The 21443-nt window shown below is 63.2% G+C and carries 22 protein-coding genes; 11 read left to right on the top strand and 11 right to left on the bottom strand.

Annotated features, from left to right (window positions below):
* Window positions 1–47: 47 nt before the first annotated feature.
* Window positions 48–947: a LysR family transcriptional regulator gene (locus L6637_RS00420; protein ID WP_237861968.1), complete on the bottom strand. Its 900-nt coding sequence runs from the start codon at window positions 945–947 to the stop codon at window positions 48–50.
* Window positions 948–1097: 150 nt separating this feature from the next.
* Here L6637_RS00420 and L6637_RS00415 point away from each other — a divergent pair, with 150 nt between their 5' ends.
* The 4 genes from L6637_RS00415 (at window position 1098) to L6637_RS00400 (ending at window position 4054) form a co-directional block, all read left to right on the top strand.
* On the top strand, window positions 1098–2306 hold the full coding sequence (locus L6637_RS00415) for an arabinose transporter (protein ID WP_237868782.1): 1209 nt from the start codon (window positions 1098–1100) through the stop codon (window positions 2304–2306).
* Between the two features lie 89 nt (window positions 2307–2395).
* Window positions 2396–3088, top strand: a complete 693-nt coding sequence (locus L6637_RS00410; protein ID WP_237861965.1) for a carboxymuconolactone decarboxylase family protein — start codon at window positions 2396–2398, stop codon at window positions 3086–3088.
* A 95-nt stretch (window positions 3089–3183) separates the two neighbouring features.
* Complete coding sequence (locus L6637_RS00405; protein WP_237861963.1) at window positions 3184–3585, top strand: (R)-mandelonitrile lyase; 402 nt, start codon at window positions 3184–3186, stop codon at window positions 3583–3585.
* Window positions 3586–3625: 40 nt separating this feature from the next.
* Window positions 3626–4054, top strand: a complete 429-nt coding sequence (locus tag L6637_RS00400) for a putative quinol monooxygenase (RefSeq protein WP_237861962.1) — start codon at window positions 3626–3628, stop codon at window positions 4052–4054.
* Between the two features lie 25 nt (window positions 4055–4079).
* Here the strand turns inward: L6637_RS00400 and L6637_RS00395 are convergent, their stop codons facing one another.
* Together L6637_RS00395 and L6637_RS00390 are read right to left on the bottom strand one after the other, a co-directional pair.
* The gene (locus L6637_RS00395; RefSeq protein ID WP_237861960.1) at window positions 4080–4853 is read right to left on the bottom strand and encodes a helix-turn-helix transcriptional regulator; all 774 of its coding nucleotides are present in this window, start codon (window positions 4851–4853) and stop codon (window positions 4080–4082) included.
* Window positions 4854–5013: 160 nt separating this feature from the next.
* A complete protein-coding gene (locus L6637_RS00390) occupies window positions 5014–5184 on the bottom strand; it encodes a hypothetical protein (RefSeq protein WP_237861958.1) in 171 nt (56 codons plus the stop codon).
* A 263-nt stretch (window positions 5185–5447) separates the two neighbouring features.
* Here L6637_RS00390 and L6637_RS00385 point away from each other — a divergent pair, with 263 nt between their 5' ends.
* Window positions 5448–6527, top strand: a complete 1080-nt coding sequence (locus L6637_RS00385; protein ID WP_237861956.1) for a quinone oxidoreductase family protein — start codon at window positions 5448–5450, stop codon at window positions 6525–6527.
* A 131-nt stretch (window positions 6528–6658) separates the two neighbouring features.
* Here the strand turns inward: L6637_RS00385 and L6637_RS00380 are convergent, their stop codons facing one another.
* The 8 genes from L6637_RS00380 to L6637_RS00345 all read right to left on the bottom strand — a co-directional run bounded on the left by L6637_RS00380 (window position 6659) and on the right by L6637_RS00345 (window position 15801).
* Entirely contained in the window at window positions 6659–7363 is a 705-nt protein-coding gene (locus L6637_RS00380; RefSeq protein ID WP_128951551.1) for an ABC transporter ATP-binding protein, read from the bottom strand.
* 7 nt (window positions 7364–7370) lie between these two features.
* Window positions 7371–8651: a lipoprotein-releasing ABC transporter permease subunit gene (locus L6637_RS00375; RefSeq protein WP_212232535.1), complete on the bottom strand. Its 1281-nt coding sequence runs from the start codon at window positions 8649–8651 to the stop codon at window positions 7371–7373.
* Between the two features lie 73 nt (window positions 8652–8724).
* The gene (gene proS, locus L6637_RS00370) at window positions 8725–10044 is read right to left on the bottom strand and encodes a proline--tRNA ligase (protein WP_237861954.1); all 1320 of its coding nucleotides are present in this window, start codon (window positions 10042–10044) and stop codon (window positions 8725–8727) included.
* A 147-nt stretch (window positions 10045–10191) separates the two neighbouring features.
* Complete coding sequence (locus L6637_RS00365; protein ID WP_237861952.1) at window positions 10192–11754, bottom strand: copper resistance CopC/CopD family protein; 1563 nt, start codon at window positions 11752–11754, stop codon at window positions 10192–10194.
* Complete coding sequence (locus tag L6637_RS00360; RefSeq protein ID WP_237861950.1) at window positions 11754–12272, bottom strand: YcnI family copper-binding membrane protein; 519 nt, start codon at window positions 12270–12272, stop codon at window positions 11754–11756. Before L6637_RS00360 ends, L6637_RS00365 begins: the two co-directional genes overlap by 1 nt.
* 31 nt (window positions 12273–12303) lie before the next feature.
* Window positions 12304–12825, bottom strand: coding sequence for a copper chaperone PCu(A)C (locus L6637_RS00355; RefSeq protein WP_237861947.1), 522 nt, complete (start codon window positions 12823–12825; stop codon window positions 12304–12306).
* A 43-nt stretch (window positions 12826–12868) separates the two neighbouring features.
* Entirely contained in the window at window positions 12869–15217 is a 2349-nt protein-coding gene (locus L6637_RS00350) for a TonB-dependent receptor (RefSeq protein WP_237868781.1), read from the bottom strand.
* A gap of 209 nt (window positions 15218–15426) precedes the next feature.
* Window positions 15427–15801, bottom strand: coding sequence for a DUF2946 family protein (locus tag L6637_RS00345; protein WP_237861944.1), 375 nt, complete (start codon window positions 15799–15801; stop codon window positions 15427–15429).
* 479 nt (window positions 15802–16280) lie between these two features.
* On the opposite strand from L6637_RS00345, the gene L6637_RS00340 reads away from it, so the two are divergent.
* The 6 genes from L6637_RS00340 (at window position 16281) to L6637_RS42360 (ending at window position 21431) form a co-directional block, all read left to right on the top strand.
* Window positions 16281–16685, top strand: a complete 405-nt coding sequence (locus tag L6637_RS00340) for a globin (protein ID WP_237861942.1) — start codon at window positions 16281–16283, stop codon at window positions 16683–16685.
* 138 nt (window positions 16686–16823) lie between these two features.
* Window positions 16824–17846, top strand: a complete 1023-nt coding sequence (locus L6637_RS00335) for a sugar ABC transporter substrate-binding protein (protein ID WP_237861940.1) — start codon at window positions 16824–16826, stop codon at window positions 17844–17846.
* Between the two features lie 24 nt (window positions 17847–17870).
* Window positions 17871–19373, top strand: coding sequence for a sugar ABC transporter ATP-binding protein (locus tag L6637_RS00330; protein WP_237868780.1), 1503 nt, complete (start codon window positions 17871–17873; stop codon window positions 19371–19373).
* 12 nt (window positions 19374–19385) lie between these two features.
* Entirely contained in the window at window positions 19386–20414 is a 1029-nt protein-coding gene (locus L6637_RS00325; protein WP_237861936.1) for an ABC transporter permease, read from the top strand.
* A 134-nt stretch (window positions 20415–20548) separates the two neighbouring features.
* Window positions 20549–21094, top strand: coding sequence for a serine hydrolase domain-containing protein (locus L6637_RS00320; protein ID WP_237868779.1), 546 nt, complete (start codon window positions 20549–20551; stop codon window positions 21092–21094).
* A 208-nt stretch (window positions 21095–21302) separates the two neighbouring features.
* The gene (locus tag L6637_RS42360) at window positions 21303–21431 is read left to right on the top strand and encodes a hypothetical protein (RefSeq protein WP_276575716.1); all 129 of its coding nucleotides are present in this window, start codon (window positions 21303–21305) and stop codon (window positions 21429–21431) included.
* Window positions 21432–21443: the final 12 nt, after the last annotated feature.

Here is a 21443-nt window from a genome sequence, read left to right as displayed (position 1 = left end):
ACTGGCCTTCTCGGACTTCACGGCCTCAGCCCGCCGAGAGGCCGATGCTATTTCCCACGATGCCTGAGAGCCTCGACGAGCAGCGAAAACGCCTGCGAAGGCTGGCGCCTGCTGGGATAATAGAGGTGATAGCCGGAGAATGGCGGACACCAATCGGACAGGACCCTGACCAGCCGTCCTTGCGAAACGTAGGGCTGCACGTGTCCCTCCGTCAGGTAGGCGAGTCCCAATCCCTTGAGTGCTCCATCCAGGAGGAGGCCCGCGCTGTTGAACACCAGCTGTCCCTCGACGCGCACATTGAGCTCTCGCCCATTCTTCTCGAACTCCCACGCATAGAGGCTGCCACCGTGGGTCGGTAGGCGAAGGTTGAGGCAGTTGTGATGCGTGAGATCCTGGGGAATTCTTGGGCGCTTGCGCTCGGCAAAGTAGGACGGCGATCCCACGACGGCCATCCGCAGATCGGGACTGACGCGGACCGAAATCATATCCTTGGCAACGAGCTCGCCCGGGCGAATGCCCGCATCCACCTGCTGCGCCACGATGTTGGTAAGACCGTAATCAATGATGATCTCGACGTGGATGTCGGGGTATTTCGGCAGGACTTTTTTCAGCGCGGGCAACAGGATTTCAGCGGCGGCATATTCTGTCGCCGTCAGTCTGACCAATCCCGCCGGCTTTTCACGAAATTCGCCGAGCGCGGCAAGATCGGCATCCATCTCGGTAAATTTGGGTCCGACGCTCAAGAACAACCGTTCTCCGGCCTGGGTCGGTGTGACGCTCCGCGTCGTTCGGTTCAGCAGCCGGACGCCCAGCCGTTCCTCCAGATTCCGGATGATCTGGCTGAGCGCGGATTGCGTCATACCGAGCTTCGAGGCGGCGCGCGTGAAGTTGCGCTCCCGCGCAACAGCGAGGAAGGCCAGGAGGTCGCTCGCGTCGTCCCGATGCATTGATTAGCTGCCCTAATGATTGCATTCGGAATTTATCACCTAATCACGGGACGACGAAAGGCCTAGGTTCCGATCAGCCATCGGGCGGCAACGCCGTGTCCGGCACGCAATGCTCCACCGCCGGCCCCCAGCGGGAACTTCGAGGTCGACATGTCAATAGCCGCTCTACGAGAGCCGACCGCGAGTCCTCGGGTCGCCGGGGACTTGCTGCCGATCATGGGCGTGGTGTTCGTCGCCTTTCTGGTCATCGGTGTCGCGATGCCCGTGCTTCCGCTCCACGTGCACGACGGTCTCGGGCTCGGTACGCTCGCTGTGGGCGTTGTCGCGGGCAGCCAGTTTGGAGCCTCGCTGATCTCGCGGCCGTGGGCGGGTCACTTTTCGGACCGCCGCGGAGCGAAGCGAGGCGTGGTCGTTGGTCTCGTTGCGGCGGCGGCTTCCGGGCTGCTCTATCTGCTCTCGCTGTATTTCAGCGAGCTGCCGCTGGCCTCTGTAACTATTCTCCTGCTGGGGCGAGGCCTGCTCGGTGCGGCGGAGAGCTTCATCATCACCGCAGCGGTCAGTTGGGGATTGGCGCTCGCCGACGCCCGTAGCACAGGCAAGGTCATTGCCTGGGTTGGTTCGGCGATGTTCGCGGCCTTCGCGATCGGTGCACCCACAGGCGCCGCGCTCTATGCCGTCCACGGCTTCGCAGCGATCGCGATCGCCACGGCCGCGGCTCCGTTGATGACGCTGCTGCTCGTCGTACCGCTTCCCACGGTCGCGCCGATCCAGCACGCGCGCCCTTCGTTCACCGAAGTGGTCGGTGCCGTCTGGGTGCCCGGCCTTGGCTCGGCGCTCGGAAGCGTCGGCTTCGGTGCGGTGACAACGTTCGTTGCATTGCTATTCGCCAACCGCGGCTGGGCCAACGGGTGGCTCGCCTATACGGCTTACGCTACGGCCTTCATTTTGGCCCGGATCTGCTTCAGTCACTTGGCCGATGCGATCGGCGGCGCAAAGGTTGCGCTAGCCTGCGCATTGATCGAAGCCGTCGGCCAAATCCTGATCTGGCTGGCGGTTCGACCCGAAATGGCGTTGGCAGGGGCGGCCCTCACCGGGTTCGGCTTTTCGCTGGTCTACCCGGGCTTCGGGGTCGAGGCGGTTCGCCGCGTTCCAGCGCAGAGCCGCGGCATGGCGATGGGAGCCTACACGGCCTTTCTAGACTTGGCCCAGGGACTTGCCAGCCCCGTGCTTGGTTTGATCGCGACCGGAGCGAGGCTGAACGTCCTGTTTCTCGCCAGCGCCCTGACGGTGCTGTGTGCTGCGCTGGTTGCGTGGTGGTTGCTGGCAAACCCGTTCACAGCCGAAGGAAGCCGGCAATGAAACCGAGCGCAGCCACTCTGTTTTCCATCGGTCTGTGGATTGGCGGCGCGACTGCCGCCGAATAGGCCGCCATCAAAGGAGCTGATCCCATGTTGAAATCGGAAGACGTCCGCGCCGTCGCACCCGCGCTGGAGATGTACGGGCAGAAATTTCTGGTCGACGATCTCTGGAAGCGCGCCGGTCTCTCTGCTCGTAACCGCAGCATCGTCACGGTCGCGGCTCTCATCGCGCGCAACCAGACCGTCGAACTGTCGCGTTATCTCGCCCTTGCCCTCGACGTCGGTGTGAAGCCTGCCGAGATATCCGAAATCGTCACGCATCTGGCGTTCTATACCGGATGGTCCAACGCGACGAGTGCGACCTCTGCATTGAGCGAGGTCTTCAAGAGCCGCAATATCGGGGCCGATCAGCTTCCGCCGGCATCAGGGCCGCAGCTGCCTCTCGACGAGGCGGCCGAGACTGAGCGGGCAACGCGCGTCGGCGAACAATTCGGCCAGATTACACCGAGCCTCGTCCAATACACGACCGACGCACTTTTCCGGGATCTCTGGCTGAGGCCCGATCTTGCACCGCGGGACCGCAGCCTGGTCACCGTCAGCGCTCTCATCGCGACGGGCCAAGTCGCCCAGATCACCTACCATTTGAACCGGGCGATGGACAACGGATTGACGCGCGCGGAAGCCGGCGAAGTGCTCGGTCATCTCGCCTTCTACGCCGGATGGCCCAATGCATTCTCCGCGGCGCCCGTTTTCAAGGACGTGATCGAAAAACGTCCGCGGTGATCGCGCGCAGAGGCGTGCTCATCCGCGGCAGCGCCGCCGCGACAATCGGAGGAGAATGCACGCGGGCGCTTGCGTCCGGAGCAAAGGAGTTTGCCATGGACCTCGACATCAAGCGAAACGGATCTCGCCCATCCCAAAAGGGCTCCCAGGACTGGTTCACCGGCGCGGTGCGCGTGGACGCGCTCTTCCAGGCTCCTGATCCTGCCCGCGTCGGCGCGGGTCAGGTCACGTTCGAGCCCGGCGCCCGTACCGCCTGGCACACCCACCCTCTTGGACAGACGCTGATCGTCACGGCAGGACTGGGTTGGGTGCAGCGCGAGGGCGGCACGGTCGAGGAAATCCGCCCCGGCGACGTCGTTTGGTTTCCGCCGGGATTGAAGCACTGGCACGGCGCGTCGCCGACAACGGCGATGACGCACATCGCAATCCAGGAATCCCTCGACGGCAAGAATGTCGACTGGATGGAGAAGGTTAACGACGAGCAATATCGGATGTAATCGAGGAAGCCGGCCAAAGGAGCACAGACGAGAAGCCGACATGGACGCCAGACAATGTCTCGTTCTTGCAGCGTCGATGCTGACAGTCGCCTTGGCCGGTCCCGCAGGAGACCAAGAGAAAGCCCAAGAGAAAGCCCAAGAGAAAGTTCATGAGATGCATCAGCCCTATGTGCGAGTCGCGGAGATCGAGATCGAGCCGTCGCAGGTCGAGTCCTACGGGGCGGCAGTGAAGGAGCAGATCGAGGCTGCTGTCCGGCTCGAAGCGGGAGTGCTCGCATTATATGCAGTGGCGGACGAACAGGATCCGGCGCACGTTTTCGTGTTCGAGATCTATACCGACATCGATGCTTACAAAGCTCACATCGAGACGGCTCATTTCAAGATGTACAAGGCGATCACGCAGGACATGGTGAAATCCCTCAAGCTCCGGGATACCGTCCCTATCTTGCTGGGCGCAAAACAAACGTGAACACTGGGCCGTCGAGTCCGCCCGCCTACACCGGCGTATAGATCACCAGCTTCAGCGCCGGATCATCATTGGCCTGAAAGCTGGCGTGCTCGAAATGCAGCACGCCCTTGGTCGGATGGGTCATGGTCTTGCGGCCCGACAAGGTGCCGTGCACCTCATGCGCGCCCCACCATTTGACGAACTCGGGGCTGCCTGCGCGCAAGCGCGTCAGCAATTCGGCGAACGCGGGATCGCCGGCCCAGACGTCGTGGGTGGCGCGGAACATCGCGACCATGCGCTTGGCGACGTCAGCCCAGCCCGCACCGTAGGACTTCCGCGTCTTCTTGTTGGTCATCATCAACAGCAGCGTGTTGCGATCCTCTTCCGGCAACCGGCCGAACGCGAAGATCTCCTCAGCGGCCTCGTTCCAGGCCAGCACGTCCCAGCGCCGTCCGGTGATGTAGGCTGGATGCGGCAGGCTTTCGACCAGGCGCCGAATGGCCGGCGGAACCACTTCGCGGGTGAAGGCACCCCTCGCGCCATCGCGCGCGAGGTCCTTGAGGTGCGCGTGCTCGGTTTTGCTCAGCCGCAGCGCCCGCGCCAGCGCATCGACGGTCGTGACTGACGGGCTGACGGTGCGCCCCTGCTCGAGGCGGATGTACCAGTCGACCCCAATGCCGGCGAGTTGCGCCACCTCCTCGCGGCGCAGCCCCGCGGTGCGCCGCCGCTGGCCTGCAGGAAGCCCGACGGTCTTAGGCGACAGCTTTTCGCGGCGGGAGCGGAGGAAATCGCCGAACTCGACGCGGCGGGGATCGGCCATGGCGTGCTCCTGCGGATGGAGGGTCTTGGAATACTAGGATAATACCAGGGGCGCTTGCATGTCCGCAATCCGAAGCTTTCGCTGGCGGAGATCGACCGGATTGTTGAACGAAATTACCTCCATGGCGGAGTCGCTAAAAATGGCGTTCATGCTCGTCGGCTCAGGATAGCAGCCACGCTAAGATACGCCAGCTCAGCCAGCCCAGACCAGCGATCCATGCGATCATGGCTGTGCCGGCGAGTGTAAAGAAGATGAACGGAATAGCGAAATCACCGACGTGTCGCCGTTCTGTTTGAGATTTTGAAAGCTCGGCTGTTGTTGTGTCCAGCATCTCCTGCTCCCGCTTTGGAGCCAAGGTCATTTGCATCAGAACGCCAGCCGTTTTCCTTGCGCTGAATCAAATCGTCAGAAGACGGTCCGATGAGGTCGAGGTAGTTTCCCCGCCTTCACTCCCTCAGGGGTCAGCGAACCACTCTTTCGTTGAGGGATATCGCGATCGCATGCAGGGCCTCCTCAATACTAGGATAATACCAGGCCTTCTTGTCCCCACCGCGCCGCCTCATATGACTATCACCTGTCTCTGAGGTGAACATCATGAAAGCTGCCGTACTCAAATCCCTGGGATCGCCGCTGGTGGTCGAGACTGCTCCGGACCCGGTGCTCGGCACCGGCGAGGTCATCGTCGACGTCGTCGCCACGCGTGTCCTCTCCTACATGAACGAGGTCTTCAGCGGCGAGCGCAACTATGCGCTCGATCTGCCGATCATTCCGGGCCCTGGCGCCATCGGCCGGGTGCGCGCGATCGGGCCCGATGCCACCAAGCTCAGCGTGGGCGACTGGGTGTTCTGCGATCCTACGGTGCGTTCGCGCGACGATGTCGTGGCGCCCGACATCGCCCTGCAGGGGCTCACCGCCGCCGGCCCCGGCGGCATGAAGCTGCAACGGCATTTTCGCCACGGCTCCTATGCCGAGCAGATGCGGGTGCCGACCGAGAACGTGAAGAAGCTCGGCCAGATCACGCCTGAGGAAGCCTCGCAATGGTGCGCGCTGGGAACGGCGCTGGTGCCCTATGGCGGCTTTCTCGCCGCAAAGCTTCAGCCGGGCGAGACCGTGCTGGTGAGCGGGGCAACCGGCAATTTCGGCAGCGCGGCCGTCTCGGTCGCGCTCGCGATGGGCGCGGCCTGCGTGGTGACGCCCGGCCGCAACGAGGCTGTTATCGCCGATCTCGTCCGCCGCTTCGGCGCGCGGGTGAAGCCGGTGAAGCTGTCCGGCAACGAGGACGACGACCGCGAGGCGATGAAGCGCGCGGCAGGCGGACCGATCGACTGCGTGCTCGACATCATGCCGCCCTCGGTCAGCACCCACGTGGTGCGCGCGGCGGTCATGACGGTGCGCGCTTACGGCCGCGTCGTGCTGATGGGCGGCGTCGGCATGGCGGGCGGTGCGGGGCTCGAGCTGCCCTACCCCTGGCTCATGCGCAACTGCATCTCCATCCATGGCGTCTGGATGTATCCGCCGGATGCGGCGGGCCGCCTGATCTCGATGGTGCGCGCAGGCCTGTTGCGGCTCGACGAATACCAGACGACGAACTTCGACCTCGATCACGTCAACGAGGCTGTCGCGCATGCCGCGGCCAATGGCGGGCCGTTCAAGATGACGGTGATCAGGCCGTGATTGGCCTGCCCGCTGTGGCGACGCGCTGTCGCGGCTGATAGGCCTGATTTATCAGAGGGCTGGAGGCCGATCACCCCTGATGTAGCCGGCCGCGGCCGTCTACTGTGCATGGGGTTGTTTTCGGCTTTTGGCTATTCGAGCTCGATGACCTGGCCGTTCGCCAGCGACACGCGCCGGTCCATGCGGCCGGCGAGCTCCATGTTGTGGGTCGCGATCAGCATCGAGACCTTGGTCGCCTTGACCAGCTGCATCAGCGCCTGGAACACGTGGTCGGCGGTGTGCGGATCGAGATTGCCGGTCGGCTCGTCCGCCAGCAGCACGCGCGGCGCATTGGCGACCGCGCGGGCGATCGCGACGCGCTGCTGCTCGCCGCCTGACAGCTCGGCGGGGCGGTGCGTAATGCGGTCGCCGAGGCCGAGATAGCCGAGGATCTCCTTGGCGCGCTTGACGCTCTCGGACTTCTTGAGGCCGCGGATCATCTGCGGCAACATGACGTTCTCCAGCGCCGAGAATTCCGGCAGCAGCCGGTGCGACTGGTAGACGAAGCCGATATCGCTGCGGCGGAGTTGGGTGCGCTCGATGTCGGGCAGTTGCGATGTCGGCGCGCCGTTGACATAGACCTCGCCGGAATCGGGCGCCTCGAGCAGCCCCGCAATGTGCAGCAGCGTCGACTTGCCCGACCCTGATGGCGCGACCAGCGCGACCGACTGCCCGGCCCACAGCGCCAGCTTGGCGTTGTCGAGGATCGTCAGCGCCGCTTCACCCTGGAGATACTGGCGCCTTATCTCGTGGAGATAAATGACCGGTACATCCTCAGCCCCCTGCTGCTGCTCCATCAGCCCCTCACTCGTACCGCAGCGCTTCGACCGGATCGAGGCGCGCGGCGCGCCACGACGGGTACAGCGTCGCCAGGAACGACAGTGTCAATGCCATGATGACGACGGCCGTGGTCTCGCCGACGTCGATCTCGGCGGGCAGTTTCGACAGGAAGTAGAGCTCCGGCGAGAACAATTCCGTGCTGGTCAGCCAGGACAGGAATTGCCTGATCGATTCGATGTTGAGGCAGATCACGAGACCGACGAAGAAGCCGACCAGCGTGCCGACCACGCCGATCGAGGCACCCGTGATCAGGAAGATCCGCATGATCGAGCCCTGCGAGGCCCCCATCGTCCTCAGGATCGCGATGTCGCTGCCCTTGTCCTTCACCAGCATGATCAGGCCGGAGACAATGTTGAGCGCCGCGACCAGCACGATCATGGTCAGGATCAGGAACATCACGTTGCGCTCGACCTGGAGCGCGTTGAAGAAAGTTGAGTTGCGCTGCCGCCAGTCGACCAGGAACACCGGCCTGCCTGCGGCTTCCGTCACCGATTTGCGGAAGGCGTCGATCCTGTCAGGGTTGGTGGTGAACACCTCGATCGAGGTGACGTCGCTGCTGCGATTGAAATAGGCCTGCGCTTCGGCGAGCGGCATGAACACGAAGCCGAGGTCGTATTCGGACATGCCGATCTCGAATACGGCGACGATCTTGTACGGCTTGATGCGCGGCGTCGTGCCCATCGGGGTCACCGCGCCTTTCGGCGCCACCAGCGTCACGCTGTCGCCGGCATGCAGCGACAGCTGGTCGGCGAGCCGCCGGCCGATCGCGACGCCCTGCCCGTCATCAAAGCCCTCGAGCGAGCCCTGCTTGATGTTCTTGGCGATGGAGGTGAGGTTGTTGAGGTCGTCGGAACGGATGCCGCGCACCAGCACGCCCGAGGCGTTCCAGGGCGAGGACGCCAGCGCCTGGCCATCGACCACGGGAGCCGCCAGCCGGATGCCCTGGACCTGGCTGATGCGTTCGGCGACGTCCTTCCAGTCGGTCAGCGGCGATTCCAGCGGCTGCACCAGGATGTGGCCGTTCAGGCCGAGGATCTTGTCCAGCAGCTCCTTCCGGAAGCCGTTCATCACGGCCATCACGATGATCAGCGTCGCGACGCCCAGCATGATGCCGAGGAAGGAGAACCCGGCGATGACCGAGATGAATCCCTCCTTGCGCCGCGCCCGCAGATAGCGGGCCGACAGCATCCACTCGAAGGGCGCGAACGGCGCAGTTTGGACGGTCTCGGTCATGGTTTCATCCATCGCTCGATAATCCCATGATTCGGGGTCAATTGTGGCCGGATTGGCGGCCGCGATCTCGGGCGATGAACAATATTCAGCCGACCAGGCGCGCGACCGCGTCCGCAGGCGACATCGTCTCGCGGGCGCCGTCACTGCGCTTCTTGATCTCGACTTTGCCGTCGGCCAGCCCCTTCGGCCCGATCATGATCTGCCAGGGGATACCAATCAGGTCGGCGGCGGCGAATTTGGCGCCGGCACGCTGGTCGGTGTCGTCGTAGAGCACATCGACGCCCTTGGTGGTGAGCTCGGCATAGAGCTTCTCGCAGGCGCCATCGACGGCCGCGTCGCCCTGCTTGAGGTTGAGAATCGCGACGCGGAACGGCGCCACCGCCTCCGGCCATTTGATGCCAGCATCGTCATGGCAGGCCTCGATGATGGCGCCAAGCAGGCGCGAGACACCGACGCCGTAGGACCCGCCGTGGATCGGCACGTCGACGCCGTCGGGGCCCGCCACCATCGCCTTCATCGGCTCGGAGTACTTGGTGCCGAAATAGAAGATCTGACCGACCTCGATGCCGCGGGTGTTCACGCGCTTCTCGGCCGGCACCTCCTGTTCGAACCGCGCGGGATCGTGGACGTCTTCCGTCGCGGCATAGACCGAGGTCCATTGCTTGATGATCGGCGTCAGATCGCCGTCATAGTCGACGTCCTCGCCCGGCACCGGCAGGTCCAACACGTCGCGATTGATGAAAACGCCGGATTCGCCGGTCTCAGCGAGCACGATGAACTCGTGGCTGAGATCGCCGCCGATCGGGCCGGTTTCTGCGCGCATCGGGATCGCCTTCAGCCCCATCCGCGCAAAGGTGCGCAAATAGGCGACGAACATCTTGTTGTAGGCGACACGTGCCGCGGCCTCGTTGAGATCGAAGGAATAGGCGTCCTTCATCAGGAACTCGCGGCCGCGCATCACGCCGAAGCGCGGACGCTGCTCGTCGCGGAATTTCCATTGAATATGATAGAGATTCAGCGGCAGGTTCTTGTAGGACTTCACGTAGGCGCGGAAGATCTCGGTGATCATTTCCTCGTTGGTCGGCCCATACAGCAGTTCGCGTTTGTGGCGGTCAGCGATGCGCAGCATCTCCGGACCATAGGCGTCATAGCGGCCGCTCTCGCGCCAGAGGTCGGCGAGCTGGAGCGTGGGCATCAGCAGTTCCAGCGCGCCGGAGCGGTCCTGCTCCTCGCGCACGATCTGCTCGATCTTCTTCAGCACCCGGAAACCGAGCGGCAGCCAGGCGTAGATACCGGCCGCCTCCTGCCGGATCATGCCAGCGCGCAGCATCAGCCGATGCGAGACGATCTCCGCCTCTTTCGGATTTTCCTTCAGGATGGGCAGAAAGAACCGCGACAACCGCATGGCAATACTCTGGGAATCAGTGAGGGGTTGCAGTGAAACCGGATTGGGAGCGAAAAAACAAGACCGGGAATGAGGAAAAGCCGCTAACGCGGCGGAATTCCTGTCATTTTTCCGTTGCCTTAAGGTTCGAGTTGAACCGTGTCGAAGCTAGGGCGGCGCGACCTCGAGGTCGTCCTCAAGGGTGATCTTCTCGAAATCGGTCACCAGCGCGTCGATCCGCGCATGCCAGCGGCCGGCGAAGGGCAATTCGACCTTGCGCACGTGCCAATAGCCGTCGGGCCCGAGCTCGGCGTTACGCTCCATCGGCTCGATCCCGCGCTCCGGCAGGCTCAGCGTCAGCGTCGCCTCCTTGGCCTTCAGCGGCGTCGCCTCGCCGGTCATGAGTTGGAGCACGAAATCGTCCATGCCGGCTTTGCCCGGGGAAACCAGCACCTGGAACATCGCCTTGTCGCTGTGGATGTGGATCGCGAGCGGCGTCTCCGGCACGATGGTCCGCGGCGGCGGCGTGAAGCGCCAGCCAGCGACGATGGCGAAGATACCGAACGCAGCCCCGCACTCCAGCAGGATCGAACGTTTGAGCGCGGATGCGGCCCCGCGGTCTTTCGCCAGCGCTGGCGTCCATCGATAGCGATTGAGCGCAGCTAGCACCAACAAGGACAGGACCAGCGCCAGCTTGACCGACAGAATGAGGCCGTAAGTGGTTTCTATCAGTGCCGACGGCTTTTCGAGTTGGATGATCGCAAGCGTAAGCCCGGTCAGAGCCAGCGCCACGACCACCGGCATGGCGATGCGCGAGAAGCGGTTCAGGAGCGGTAGCGCGGCCGGCGTCGGCTTCGAGACCAGCGCAGCCAGCGGGGCCAATGCGCCGATCCAGAAAGCGACAGCGAGGCCATGGACGAAGACCGCCGGTCGCGTCAGCACCTCGGGCGACGCCGTTGCCGCGTGGCCGGTCATCGCGAGCGACAGGCCGACGCCGGCCAACGCGATGGCGGCAAACACGCGCGCGTACCAAGCCCGGCTCAGCGCCATCAGCGCTAGCAGCATCGCCGCCATGGCGACGAGCAAGGCGGGGCCGGCACTGGTCGCGAATGCGATGCTCCAAGGCGCCGTCGTCACAACAGCTGCCAACGGCAGGCCGAGGAGATCGAGGCCCAGCACGCCAAGAGATACGACCGCGCTCGGGATGCCGATGAGCAGCGTCGCGCGCGGCATGCCCATGCCCGTCATCGACCACGCGATCCAGCGGCCAAAGAACACGCCGCCGACGCCGACGAACAGTCCGAGATAGAGACCGATCCGCGACAGCCAGATCAACACGTCCAACCGGCCGTCGGCATTGGGCAGAGGCTGTGTGGCCGTCGGCGCGCCGACGGAAAAGATCACCGATCCCGCCACAGGGTGGCCGTCCTGCGAGATCACACGGTAGCTCACGACCGCCGTGCCCTGCGGCAGGTCCGGCGGCATCGCAACGGAAATGCCCGCGCCCGATGTCGTGACGCGTGCGTCATCGCGCGCCCTGCCCGCGCCGTCGATCAACTGGATCGCGCCTGGCGTCACCGCCTCGTTGAAGCGAAATTCCACCGCCTTTGGCGCGCTCGCAAGGACACTGCCGCTCGCCGGCTCGACCGAAATCAGCGCCGCATGCGCTGACGCGCCGGTCGAGGTGCCGACGAGGATGAGCAGCGTGACGAGCGCGGCGAGAAGACGCATTACGGCTTGGGCAGCAGTTTCACGCCAGGCGCCGGCGACTTGTCTTCACGCGAATGCGCTGCGCCCTCCGCCGGGATTTCGATCCAGCGGCTGACACCCTTCTCGCATTCCTGCACCACCGGGAAATAGAGCGTGGTGTTCGGCTTCAGGCTGTCGGTGAGGAAGCTGCTGACGACGAACTCGTCGTAATTGTGATCCGGCAGCTTGCCGCCGGACCAGACAACTTCCTTTACGCCCGAGGTCAGCTTATTGCCGTGATAGTCGTATGCGCTGGCATACTGCCCCTCGACGACATCGACGTTCCAGCCGGCCTTCGGCATCGGCTTCACGGCGATCACGCCTTCGGGAATCTGCACGCGGATCTTGACCGTCGGCGAACCGGAACAGCCGTGCGGCACGGCGAAGACGGCCTTGTAGGACCCGCCGACCGTGGCCTGCTTGCCTTCCAGATAGACGTGGGCCGCCGCAGGCGATGCGGCAAGCGTAGCCATCAGGATCAGCCAGGGTGTCTTTGACATGCTCTATCTCCCGGACGTTAGATCACGTCTGTTACATTTTCATTCCCGAATGATCGGGCATCTTCTTCATCATCATGCCACCACCGCCTGGCGCCTGCGCGCCGACGCCCTGGACGTCGAGCGAGACGGAGACCTTGCCGGCCTTCTCGAACTCGAGCGTAACCGGCACCTTATCGCCCTGCTTGAAGGGGCCCTTCAGGTCCTGGAGCATCAGATGGTTGCCGCCGGGCGCAAGCTTCACGGTCTTGCCGGGCTCGATGACGAGGCCCTTGTCCAGCGGGCGCATCTTCATCACGCCATTGTCCATCGCCATCTCGTGGACCTCGGCCTTGCCGGCGATCTCAGCGGACACGGCGATGAGCTTGTCGGGCGCCGTGCCTTTGTTTTCGATGGTCAGGAAACCTCCGGCGACCTTGGCGCCTCCAGGCGTAGCCCGGCTCCAGGCCTGCGAAATGACGAGGTCGCCAGCCTTGACGTCGTCGGCGCGGACGGGAGCCGCGATCACGACGGCTGAGAGAGCCGCGAACGCGAAGAGAGTTGAGAGCTTGTTCATGTCGATTGCCTTTCTTGTCGCCGTCGAGAGAGTACCCCATCCGTCAGAACGTATACTTGCCGGCGAGAACGAAAGTTCGTCCCGGGAACGGATGGAAGAGGAAATATTGCTCGTTCAACAGATTATCGATGCCGAAGTCGAACGCGAAATTCTTCGTCGCGTTGTAATGGATCTTCAAGTCCACAACGAAAAAGTTATCGAAGGCGCCGTAGACGTGCGACACGCTGTCGGTGTTGTCCAATGTTGAATACTGCTTGCCACTATAGCGCGCCGCGACCGTGTAGGCCCAGCTCTCGTTCGGCCGATAGGTGACGCCGAACTTGGCGCGCCAGTCGGGCACGAAAGGCACGCGCTTGCCGACCACGCCGGTCGGGCCCTTCCAGTTCGGATCGGAGATGATCCTGGAATCGACATAAGTGACGCTGCCAAAAACTTGCAGGCCGCTCACGAGCACGTTGTCCTTGTCAGCCGACAGTTCAACGCCGTTCATGCGAACAGCGCCGACGTTGCTGACGGCCGTCTGAACCGACTGCGCCCCACTTGCGTCCGTCACGGTGGTCGATTGCGAGATCAGCGCGTTGTTGGTCCGCTCGCCGAACACGGAAAGCCGTACACGCCCGTCGACCCAGCGCCGTTCGAGATTGAGCTCGCCGGTGAAATCCTGCTCCGGTGATAGCAGCGGATTGGCGAGATAGGTGACGCCGCCGACGCTGATATTCTGATAGAGCTCGGTCACCGTCGGATAGCGGTAGGCCTCGCCGAAATTGGCGGTCACGTTCCAGTCCTTGGTGGGATCGAACGAAAGCGACGCCTTCGGTGAGAAATTGGTTGAGGACAGCCCCGGTTGCCATGTCGGCACCGCCGATGTGATGACGCCAGCGCCCGTCGTCGTGGTGTTGAGATTGAAGCCTTCCACCGCCTGCCAGCTCTCCAGCCGTCCTCCGAGTGTCAGCTTGACGAGCGGATTGATCTTCCAGGCGTCCTGTAGCCAGAGCGCTTCGGTGCGCGTCTCGCCGACACCGGTCGAATAGACCTGGCCATTCCCTGTCGAGGACGCATTGAACCAGACGGTCGAGGCATAGACGGGGTTCTCCAGCCGATAGCGGTCGCCATGAGCGCCAAAGCTGATCTCGTGCGGACCATCGCCGCCGAACGGGCGCCAGATGCCCTTGGCGTCGGCGTTCTGCCAGTTTGTCCCATCCATCCGCGTTACCTTGCCATTGAGCGAATAGCCGAGGCCAGGCGACGGCACGACGGTAAAGGGATTGACCTGGGTGTCCTGGAGGTAGTTGTAGCTTGAGGCAGCGAGGTCGAAGTCGAAAACGCCCTTGGTGTCGCTCTTGAGCGCGACGGCGTTGCTCATGTGGAGCTGGTCCCAGGTATACTTGCTGCTGGCGAAGCTGCTGACGCCGCCAAACGTCGGCAAACCTGTCGCTGCTGATCTGAGATAGGTCTGCGGATCGGAGGTCTGGTGGTTATTCCAGATGCCGAGCGAGTATGTCGCCTGCACCAGCGGCGTTATGTCGTAGGCGAGTCGCAGATTGCCGGATGTCTGCTGCGAATGCGCCAACGTGCCCGTGCCCACGACGTTGGCGACGCCTCCGGTCTTGTTGAGGGCTGCAAAGCCGCCAGTCGTACCGGCGGGGAATGTGGCGTTCGTCGTGTAGGTCAGCGGCTGCTGGTAGCTGTCGAGATAGTTCGCGCTGCCGAGCCAGGACAGCTTGCCGTCGCGATTGCCCGCAGCGGTGCTCGTCTGGCTGGTCACATAGGTGTCCTTGGTGCCGTATTGATTCCACGGCATCACCGAGACGGTTTCCTTCGCCACCGCAAACGGTTTGTCCGGCATCTTCGACGTGATCAGCAGGACACCGCCGATGGAATTGCCGGGATAGGCAGCTGCGAACGGTCCATTGAGGAAATCGATCCGCCCGATCGCCTCAGGCGAGATGAGATTCCACTTCGGCGAGGCGCCGGAGTTGTTGTTGCCGATCAGGGCCGAGATCAGCAGGTCATCGTAATAGATCAGCGTTCGCGCACTCGAGTTCAGGCCCCAGCTTCGGGTCGCAAGGACGGCCTGGTTGTCACCGTCGTTGCGCTTTCGCACGAACAGGCTCGGCATGTATTTGACGGCGTCTTCGGGGTCCTTGAGATTGATGGTCTCGTCGGCCTCCTTGGCCGTAATGCTGAAGGAGCGTTGCGGCAGCTGATAGCGCGCCACCGCCGTCGGCTGATCGAGTGACGCCCGGGATCTGCCCGTGCCTTGCTCATTGGTTGTGGCGACCGAGGCCGGCCGCTCGACCGTCGGCTTGGCCGAATTTCTCCTGATACCAGCAGTTTGTACGGTGGGCTTGCGCGGCCTGGGTTTCGCCGTTGCGGGCGCGTCAACGGTCACCGCTGGCAGTTCTCTTGGCAGTTCTCGTGGACTGCTCTGGGCAAAGGTTCCACTCGGCGCGGCGAGCAGCGCTGCCTGAACGGCAACGACGCTCACGCCGCAGCGGGCATGACGAGGTAACATGGTTGCATTCCTGACGCCGGCTGTCGCTCCGGCCAATCGACAACATCAATCGCCAGCGGATGGACCGCTGCGATCATGAAGGCTGGTCAGGAAATGGAGGGAGGTCCCCGAGCTTGGGCGCTTGCGCCTTTGTGAGCGACGAGAACGGATGCATCCGCCTCATGCCACACTACGCGTTCGGCGTGACGGAGGGGACTGGAGAGCGCTGCATGCGGCGGCGAATCGAACGACGCGTTGGCCTGCGCCAGGCAACACAGCGCGCAGGCACCGGAATGGGCGATCGGCGAGCCACCCTGGTTATTCGGAGCGCCCTGCTCACTGACGCTGTGGCAGATGATGCCGGCACCAACCGGATCGGCAACGGCTTGGCCGGCCGCCCAGCAGGCGGCAATCGGCGCCAGCACCTGCATCACCAAAGCGAGCAGGACAACCGGTAGGAATTTTTGCAGCCGTGCGCGCATCCGCCGAACCATTCGTTCGTCTGCTAACTAAACACCACGCTTGGCTCGAGTCGAGATCACATCGCCAGCCTCGTTGGGGCGGCGCAAATTTCTCGACGGATGTCCTCGGAGGGCTCCGCCCGGGCGGTATCCGGCATTTGAGGCAGCGGCACCGCCCCGCCATATCTACAAAATTCATATATTTGTCATATACTTACGCCCCTTACAGCCCGATCGTTTCGTCAACTGCTCGAATTTTGAACAATCGTTGCCGAAAATGATGACAAGTGAGAAAAGTTGATCTAGCATCCCTCTTGCTCAGGCTGGCCGTGAGGTCGAAGTCTGGTGGTCCAAGTCTCGGGAGGAGCCCCTGGCGCGCAAAACGCAGCGTCGCCCCGTCAATCAAGAGCAAATCTTAGAATCGGGGATAATAGGGTCGACACAATTTTTGAGCGGGGCTAGGGCCCCGCTCTTTTTTTATCTGCGCGGCTGATGTGCCGATGAGTACCTCCCCCAATCCGATCGAACAGAGCTTCGAGCTCGCAGCCTTGCGCTGCGCCGATTTCACGCCCCTCGTCTACCAGCGGCTGTTCGAAGAGCATCCAGAAACGCGGACGATGTTCCGCACACAGGGGAGCGAGCTCGTGATGGGATCGATGCTCGCGTTGACGATCGAGGCGATTCTCGACTTCGCAGGCGAGCGCAGTGGACATTTCAGGCTGATCGCCTGCGAAGCCGCCTCGCATGACGCCTATGGCACGCCGCGCGAGCTGTTCATCGCCTTCTTCGGCGTCATCCGGGATACGTTGCGCGAGTTGCTCGGCAGCGCATGGTCACCGAACATTGCTCAAGCGTGGGACACCTTCCTCGTCGAGATCGAGGACTTCGTAGGCAGCGCAGTGTAACGCTTTGCGCTGCACCAACGCTGCCGTGACAATCTCACCATTGATTGCGCATTGAGTGGCATCACTTCTTGTGAGACACTTTCCAGATCGGTAGCGCAACCAATGACGCGCCGACGACAAGATATATGGGAGCGAGCGATGTCCGGGACGAAAGATTTCTCGACGACGAGGCGCGATCTTCTTCAGGCGGCTGCGACCGCCGGCGCCGCGACTGCCATCCTCGGCAGCATGGGCATAAACCCAGCATTGGCAGCCGAAATGGGACGAAGCGAGAAGCCGCTGAAGGCGGCGTTCTCCAATGCAGGCCTTCAGGCCACCTGGTGCGCGCAGGGAAAGCAGGCCGCGGAATTCTGGGGCAAGCTGTTCAATGTCGAAGTCACCTGGTTCGACGGCCAGCTCGATGCGGTGAAGCAGCGCGCTGCGATCGACAACATGGCCTCGCAGAAATGGGATTTCGTCGCGATCCAGGCTTTCGGCATCGGCACCCTCACCCAGCCTGTGCAGAAGATGATCGACGCCGGCACGCCCGTCATCGACATGGACACGCTGATTGCTCCTCTTGATCAAATCAACGTCCATTCCTTCCTCGCCCCCGACAACGAGTTCATGGGCGCCTCGGTGACGCAGGCGCTCTGCAACGCCATGGGCGGCAAGGGCAAGATCATCATGACGCAAGGAGCGCTCGGCCATACCGGCGCGCAAGGCCGCGCCAAGGGCTTTAACTCGGTGGTGAAGCAATTCCCTGGGATCGAGGTGCTCGACACCCAGCCGGCGGATTGGGACGTTTCCAAGACCGCGCGGCTCTGGGAGACCTACCTGACCAAGTACCCGCAGATCGACGCGGCGTTCTTCCACAACGACGACATGGCGCTTGCTGCCGCCAACATCATGAAGGCGCACAACCGCACCAACATCCTGATCGGTGGCGTCGATGCCATGCCGCCGGCCATCCAGGCGGTAAGCGAGGGCCGGATGTACGCGACCGTCCGCAATCCGTCTTGCCGCATCCATGGCGGCGCGATCGTTGCGGGCGTCGCGGCGGTGGCGGGCGGCGAGAAGAGCGGCCAGGGCATTCCCAAAAACGTCGTGACCGACGGCCCTGTCGTGACCAAGGCCAATGCCGCCGGCATGCAGTGGATGCAGGATCACTTCCTGATCTGAAATCCTCCCAAGATCTGATCTTGCATGCCTGAGGGTCAACAGCCCATCCTGGAACTCCAGGGCATCACGAAGAGCTTCGGCGGCGTCGAGGCACTTCGTGGTGTCGACTTCGCGCTTCTCCCCGGCGAGATCCACGGTCTCGTCGGCGAGAACGGCGCGGGAAAAAGCACGCTGATGAAGATCATCGCCGGCGTGCACACCGAATTCTCCGGCCGCTTCCTGATCGACGGCCATGAGACCCATTTCCGATCGGCGCGCGATGCGCACGCCGCCGGCATCGCCATGGTGCATCAGGAGCTCTCTGTCGCCCCTGACCTCACGGTCGCCGAGAACGTCTTCCTCGGCAACCAGCCGACCAACGCCCTTGGCCTCGTGCAATGGCGACGCATGGCGCGCGAGGCGGGCGAGCAGCTCGCGCGCTTCGGCATCAATGTCGATCCGATGTCGAGACTGGGCGACCTGCCGATCGGGCTGCAGCAGCTGATCGAGATCGCCCGCGTGCTGTTCTCGGGCGCGCGCATCGTCATCCTGGACGAGCCGACCTCCGCCCTCTCGCCGCCCGAGGTCGAGCGGCTGTTTACGACGCTGCGGCGCTTGCGCGAGGAAGGCACGGCCATCGTCTTCATCTCGCATTTCATCGAGGACATTCTTCGCGTCTCCGACACGGTGACTGTCTTCCGCAACGGGCGGAAGGTCGCCGAGACCGCAAGCGCTGCGACCACCAAGGGCGCGCTGATCGAGGCCATGATCGGCCGCGGCGGCGAGGCGCTCGAGCACAGCTACACCGATGATCTGATGCTGCCGAAACCGAGCGACAGCTCGGTCGTGCTGAAGGTCGACCAGCTGTCGCTGGCGCGCAGCCTCAAGGACGTCTCCTTCGAGGCCCGCGCCGGAGAGGTGCTCGGCATCTACGGCTTCATGGGCTGCGGCCAGCAGGAGCTGTCGCGCATCCTGTTCGGCAAGCTGAAGCCCGACACCGGCACGCTGATCGTCGAAGGCGCGTCCAAGACTTTCGCCAGCACGGCGGCGGCGCGGCGCGCGGGCATCGCGCTGGTGCCGGAGAGCCGGCGCGCGATGCTGTTCCACCAGGAGCCGGTCTACAAGAACATCTCGATCAGCATCCTCGACCGCATCTCGTCGCTGCTGCTCAAGCCGGCGCAGGAGCGCGATATCGCCCAGCGCCAGGTCGAGCAGCTGCAAATCAGGCCGCCGGTGGTCGGCCTCGATCTCGGCATGCTGTCGGGCGGCAACCAGCAGAAGGTTGCGCTGGCAAAATGGCTGACCTATCCGCCCAAGCTGCTCGTGCTGTGCGAGCCGACCCGCGGCATGGATGTCGGCGCCAAGAACGACGTCATCAACATCGTCCGCGACCTCCGCGCCAGGGGACTCGCGATCATCGTGCTGTCGACCGAGCCGGAAACGGTGCTGTCGCTGGCCGACCGCATCCTTGTGCTCAAGCGCGGCGCGTTGGTGCGGGAATTCAAGAACGAGCCGGTCAGCAAGGACCGCCTGCTGGAAGCGGCGTGACGGAGAAGCACAATGGCGAGCAGTGAGACGGCACCGGCAGCAAGCCAACGCGCACGCGGCGTTGCGACCTTCCTGCGCTCGCAGATGCGCAACATCGCGCCGTTCCTGACGCTGATCTTCCTGTCCGCCTTCTTCGCCGTCGCCAGCCCCTCCTTCGCGACCATCGACAATCTCGGCAATATCCTGACGCAGGTGTCGGTCACAGGCATCATCGCCGTCGGCCTCACCTTCGTGATCCTCTGCGCCGAGATCGACCTCTCGATTGCCGGCATCGCCAACGTCACCGGCATCGCGGTCGCCTACTTCACGCTGCAGGAGTCCTACGTCAACATCGCCAACATCCCGCTGCCCGGCGCGATCGCGATCATCCTGTCGCTCCTGCTCTGCGCGGCTCTCGGCCTCGTCAACGCGCTGGGGCTGACGGTCATCGGCATCCCCTCCTTCATCATGACGCTGGCCATGATGCAGATCGCGGCCGGCATCTCGGCCCTCCTGGTGCGTGGCCAGATCGCCTACAAGGTCCCGAGTCTGATCACGACCCTCGGCTCGGGCTCGATCGGCGGCATACCCTGGATCGTCATCGTCGCCGCCATCATGCTGCTCGCCGGCCACCTCGTGCTGACCTACACGCGCTTCGGCCGCTACGTCTACATGGTCGGGGGAAATCGCGAGGCGGCCGAATATTCCGGCCTCAACGTCAAGCTCATCTTGGGCAGCGTGATGATCATCTCCGCGGTGTGCTCCGGCATCGGCGGCATGCTCGGCGTCGCCCATTTCGGCAGCGCGCAGCAGAACGAGTTCGACACCTATCTGCTCGACTCCATCGCCGCCGTCGTGGTCGGCGGCACCAGCCTGTTCGGCGGGCGCGGCGGCATCGGCAACACCATCGTCGGCCTGTTCGTGCTCGGCGTGCTCAACAATGGCCTCGACCACGTCAACATCGACAGCTTCCTGAAGATCCTGATCCGCGGCCTGATCCTGCTGGCCGCCCTGATCATCAACGTCTATGCGCAGCGCTTGCGCGAAAAAACGGCGGAGTAGACCGCCCGCAAGACAAAGCCGCGAAAACAACCCCATGCACAGTACAAATCATTGGGGAATTCGGCGCGGAACACATTGCGATATTTCCGAACTCCAGTTTGACGCGTCGGGCAAAACAGGAGTAGGATGTCATCATGGCGGCGAGCACCCGGCCCGGGGTGCGTGCCCGGGTTGGTGAAGCGACCCGCGGTTCCTCTCCTCCCTCTCCGATCCTCCACCACCCTCAGAGCGAGGCCATTGTCATGCGGTATCTTGTGCTGCTCGCGACCTTGCCGTTCTGGTCGGGGTGGGCAAGTGCCGAGCTCGGATCTGAATGGCAGTCTCTGGATTCCAAGCAGGCGGCGCGGGTGTCGCCAGTTCAAGGCGCTATCGAGAGCTACGCGCGAAAATACAAGCCGACCGCAATCATGGTCGTGCAGGACGGACTCGTGGTCGCAACCTCGGGCGACATCGCCCGCAAGGTCAATGTTCGCTCCGTTCGAAAGAGCTTCCTGAGTGCTCTCTACGGCATCGCCATCGAGCGCGGTCAGATTAAGCTCGAAAGCACGCTCGAACAATTGAGAATCGACGACACCGCCCCATCATCGCGCGTCCCATCGGGATGCAGGATTTCACGGCCCATGACGGGACTTTCGTTGGAGACGGTTCGTCGCGATATCGCGCCTATGTGTTCAGCATGAGCGCGCGGGATCTTGCACGCTTTGGCTGTTCCTCAACAAGGGGCGATGGAATGACGCTTCCGTCGTTCCGTCGCAATGGACGGCGGAGTCGACGAAGGCCTATTCAGAGACCGATCGAAAAGACCGCGGCTATGGCTATCTATGGTGGACTCTCGATGCCGGCACCTGGGGACGCGGCGCAATCTTTGCGAACGGCTACGGAGGACAGTTGATCGTGATCGTGCCGGAGAAGCGTCTCGTCGCCGTTCGGGTCGTTGAATTGAATGAACGCCAGCAAGGAATTCACTCCACGACGTTTCTCGACCTCGTTCGGCAGGTCGTGACCTTCGTAAATTGATCTGACAGGCGA

The organism is Bradyrhizobium zhengyangense, assembly GCF_022012435.1.
Classification (GTDB): domain Bacteria; phylum Pseudomonadota; class Alphaproteobacteria; order Rhizobiales; family Xanthobacteraceae; genus Bradyrhizobium; species Bradyrhizobium zhengyangense.
This window is presented reverse-complemented; position numbering and strand designations above follow the sequence as displayed.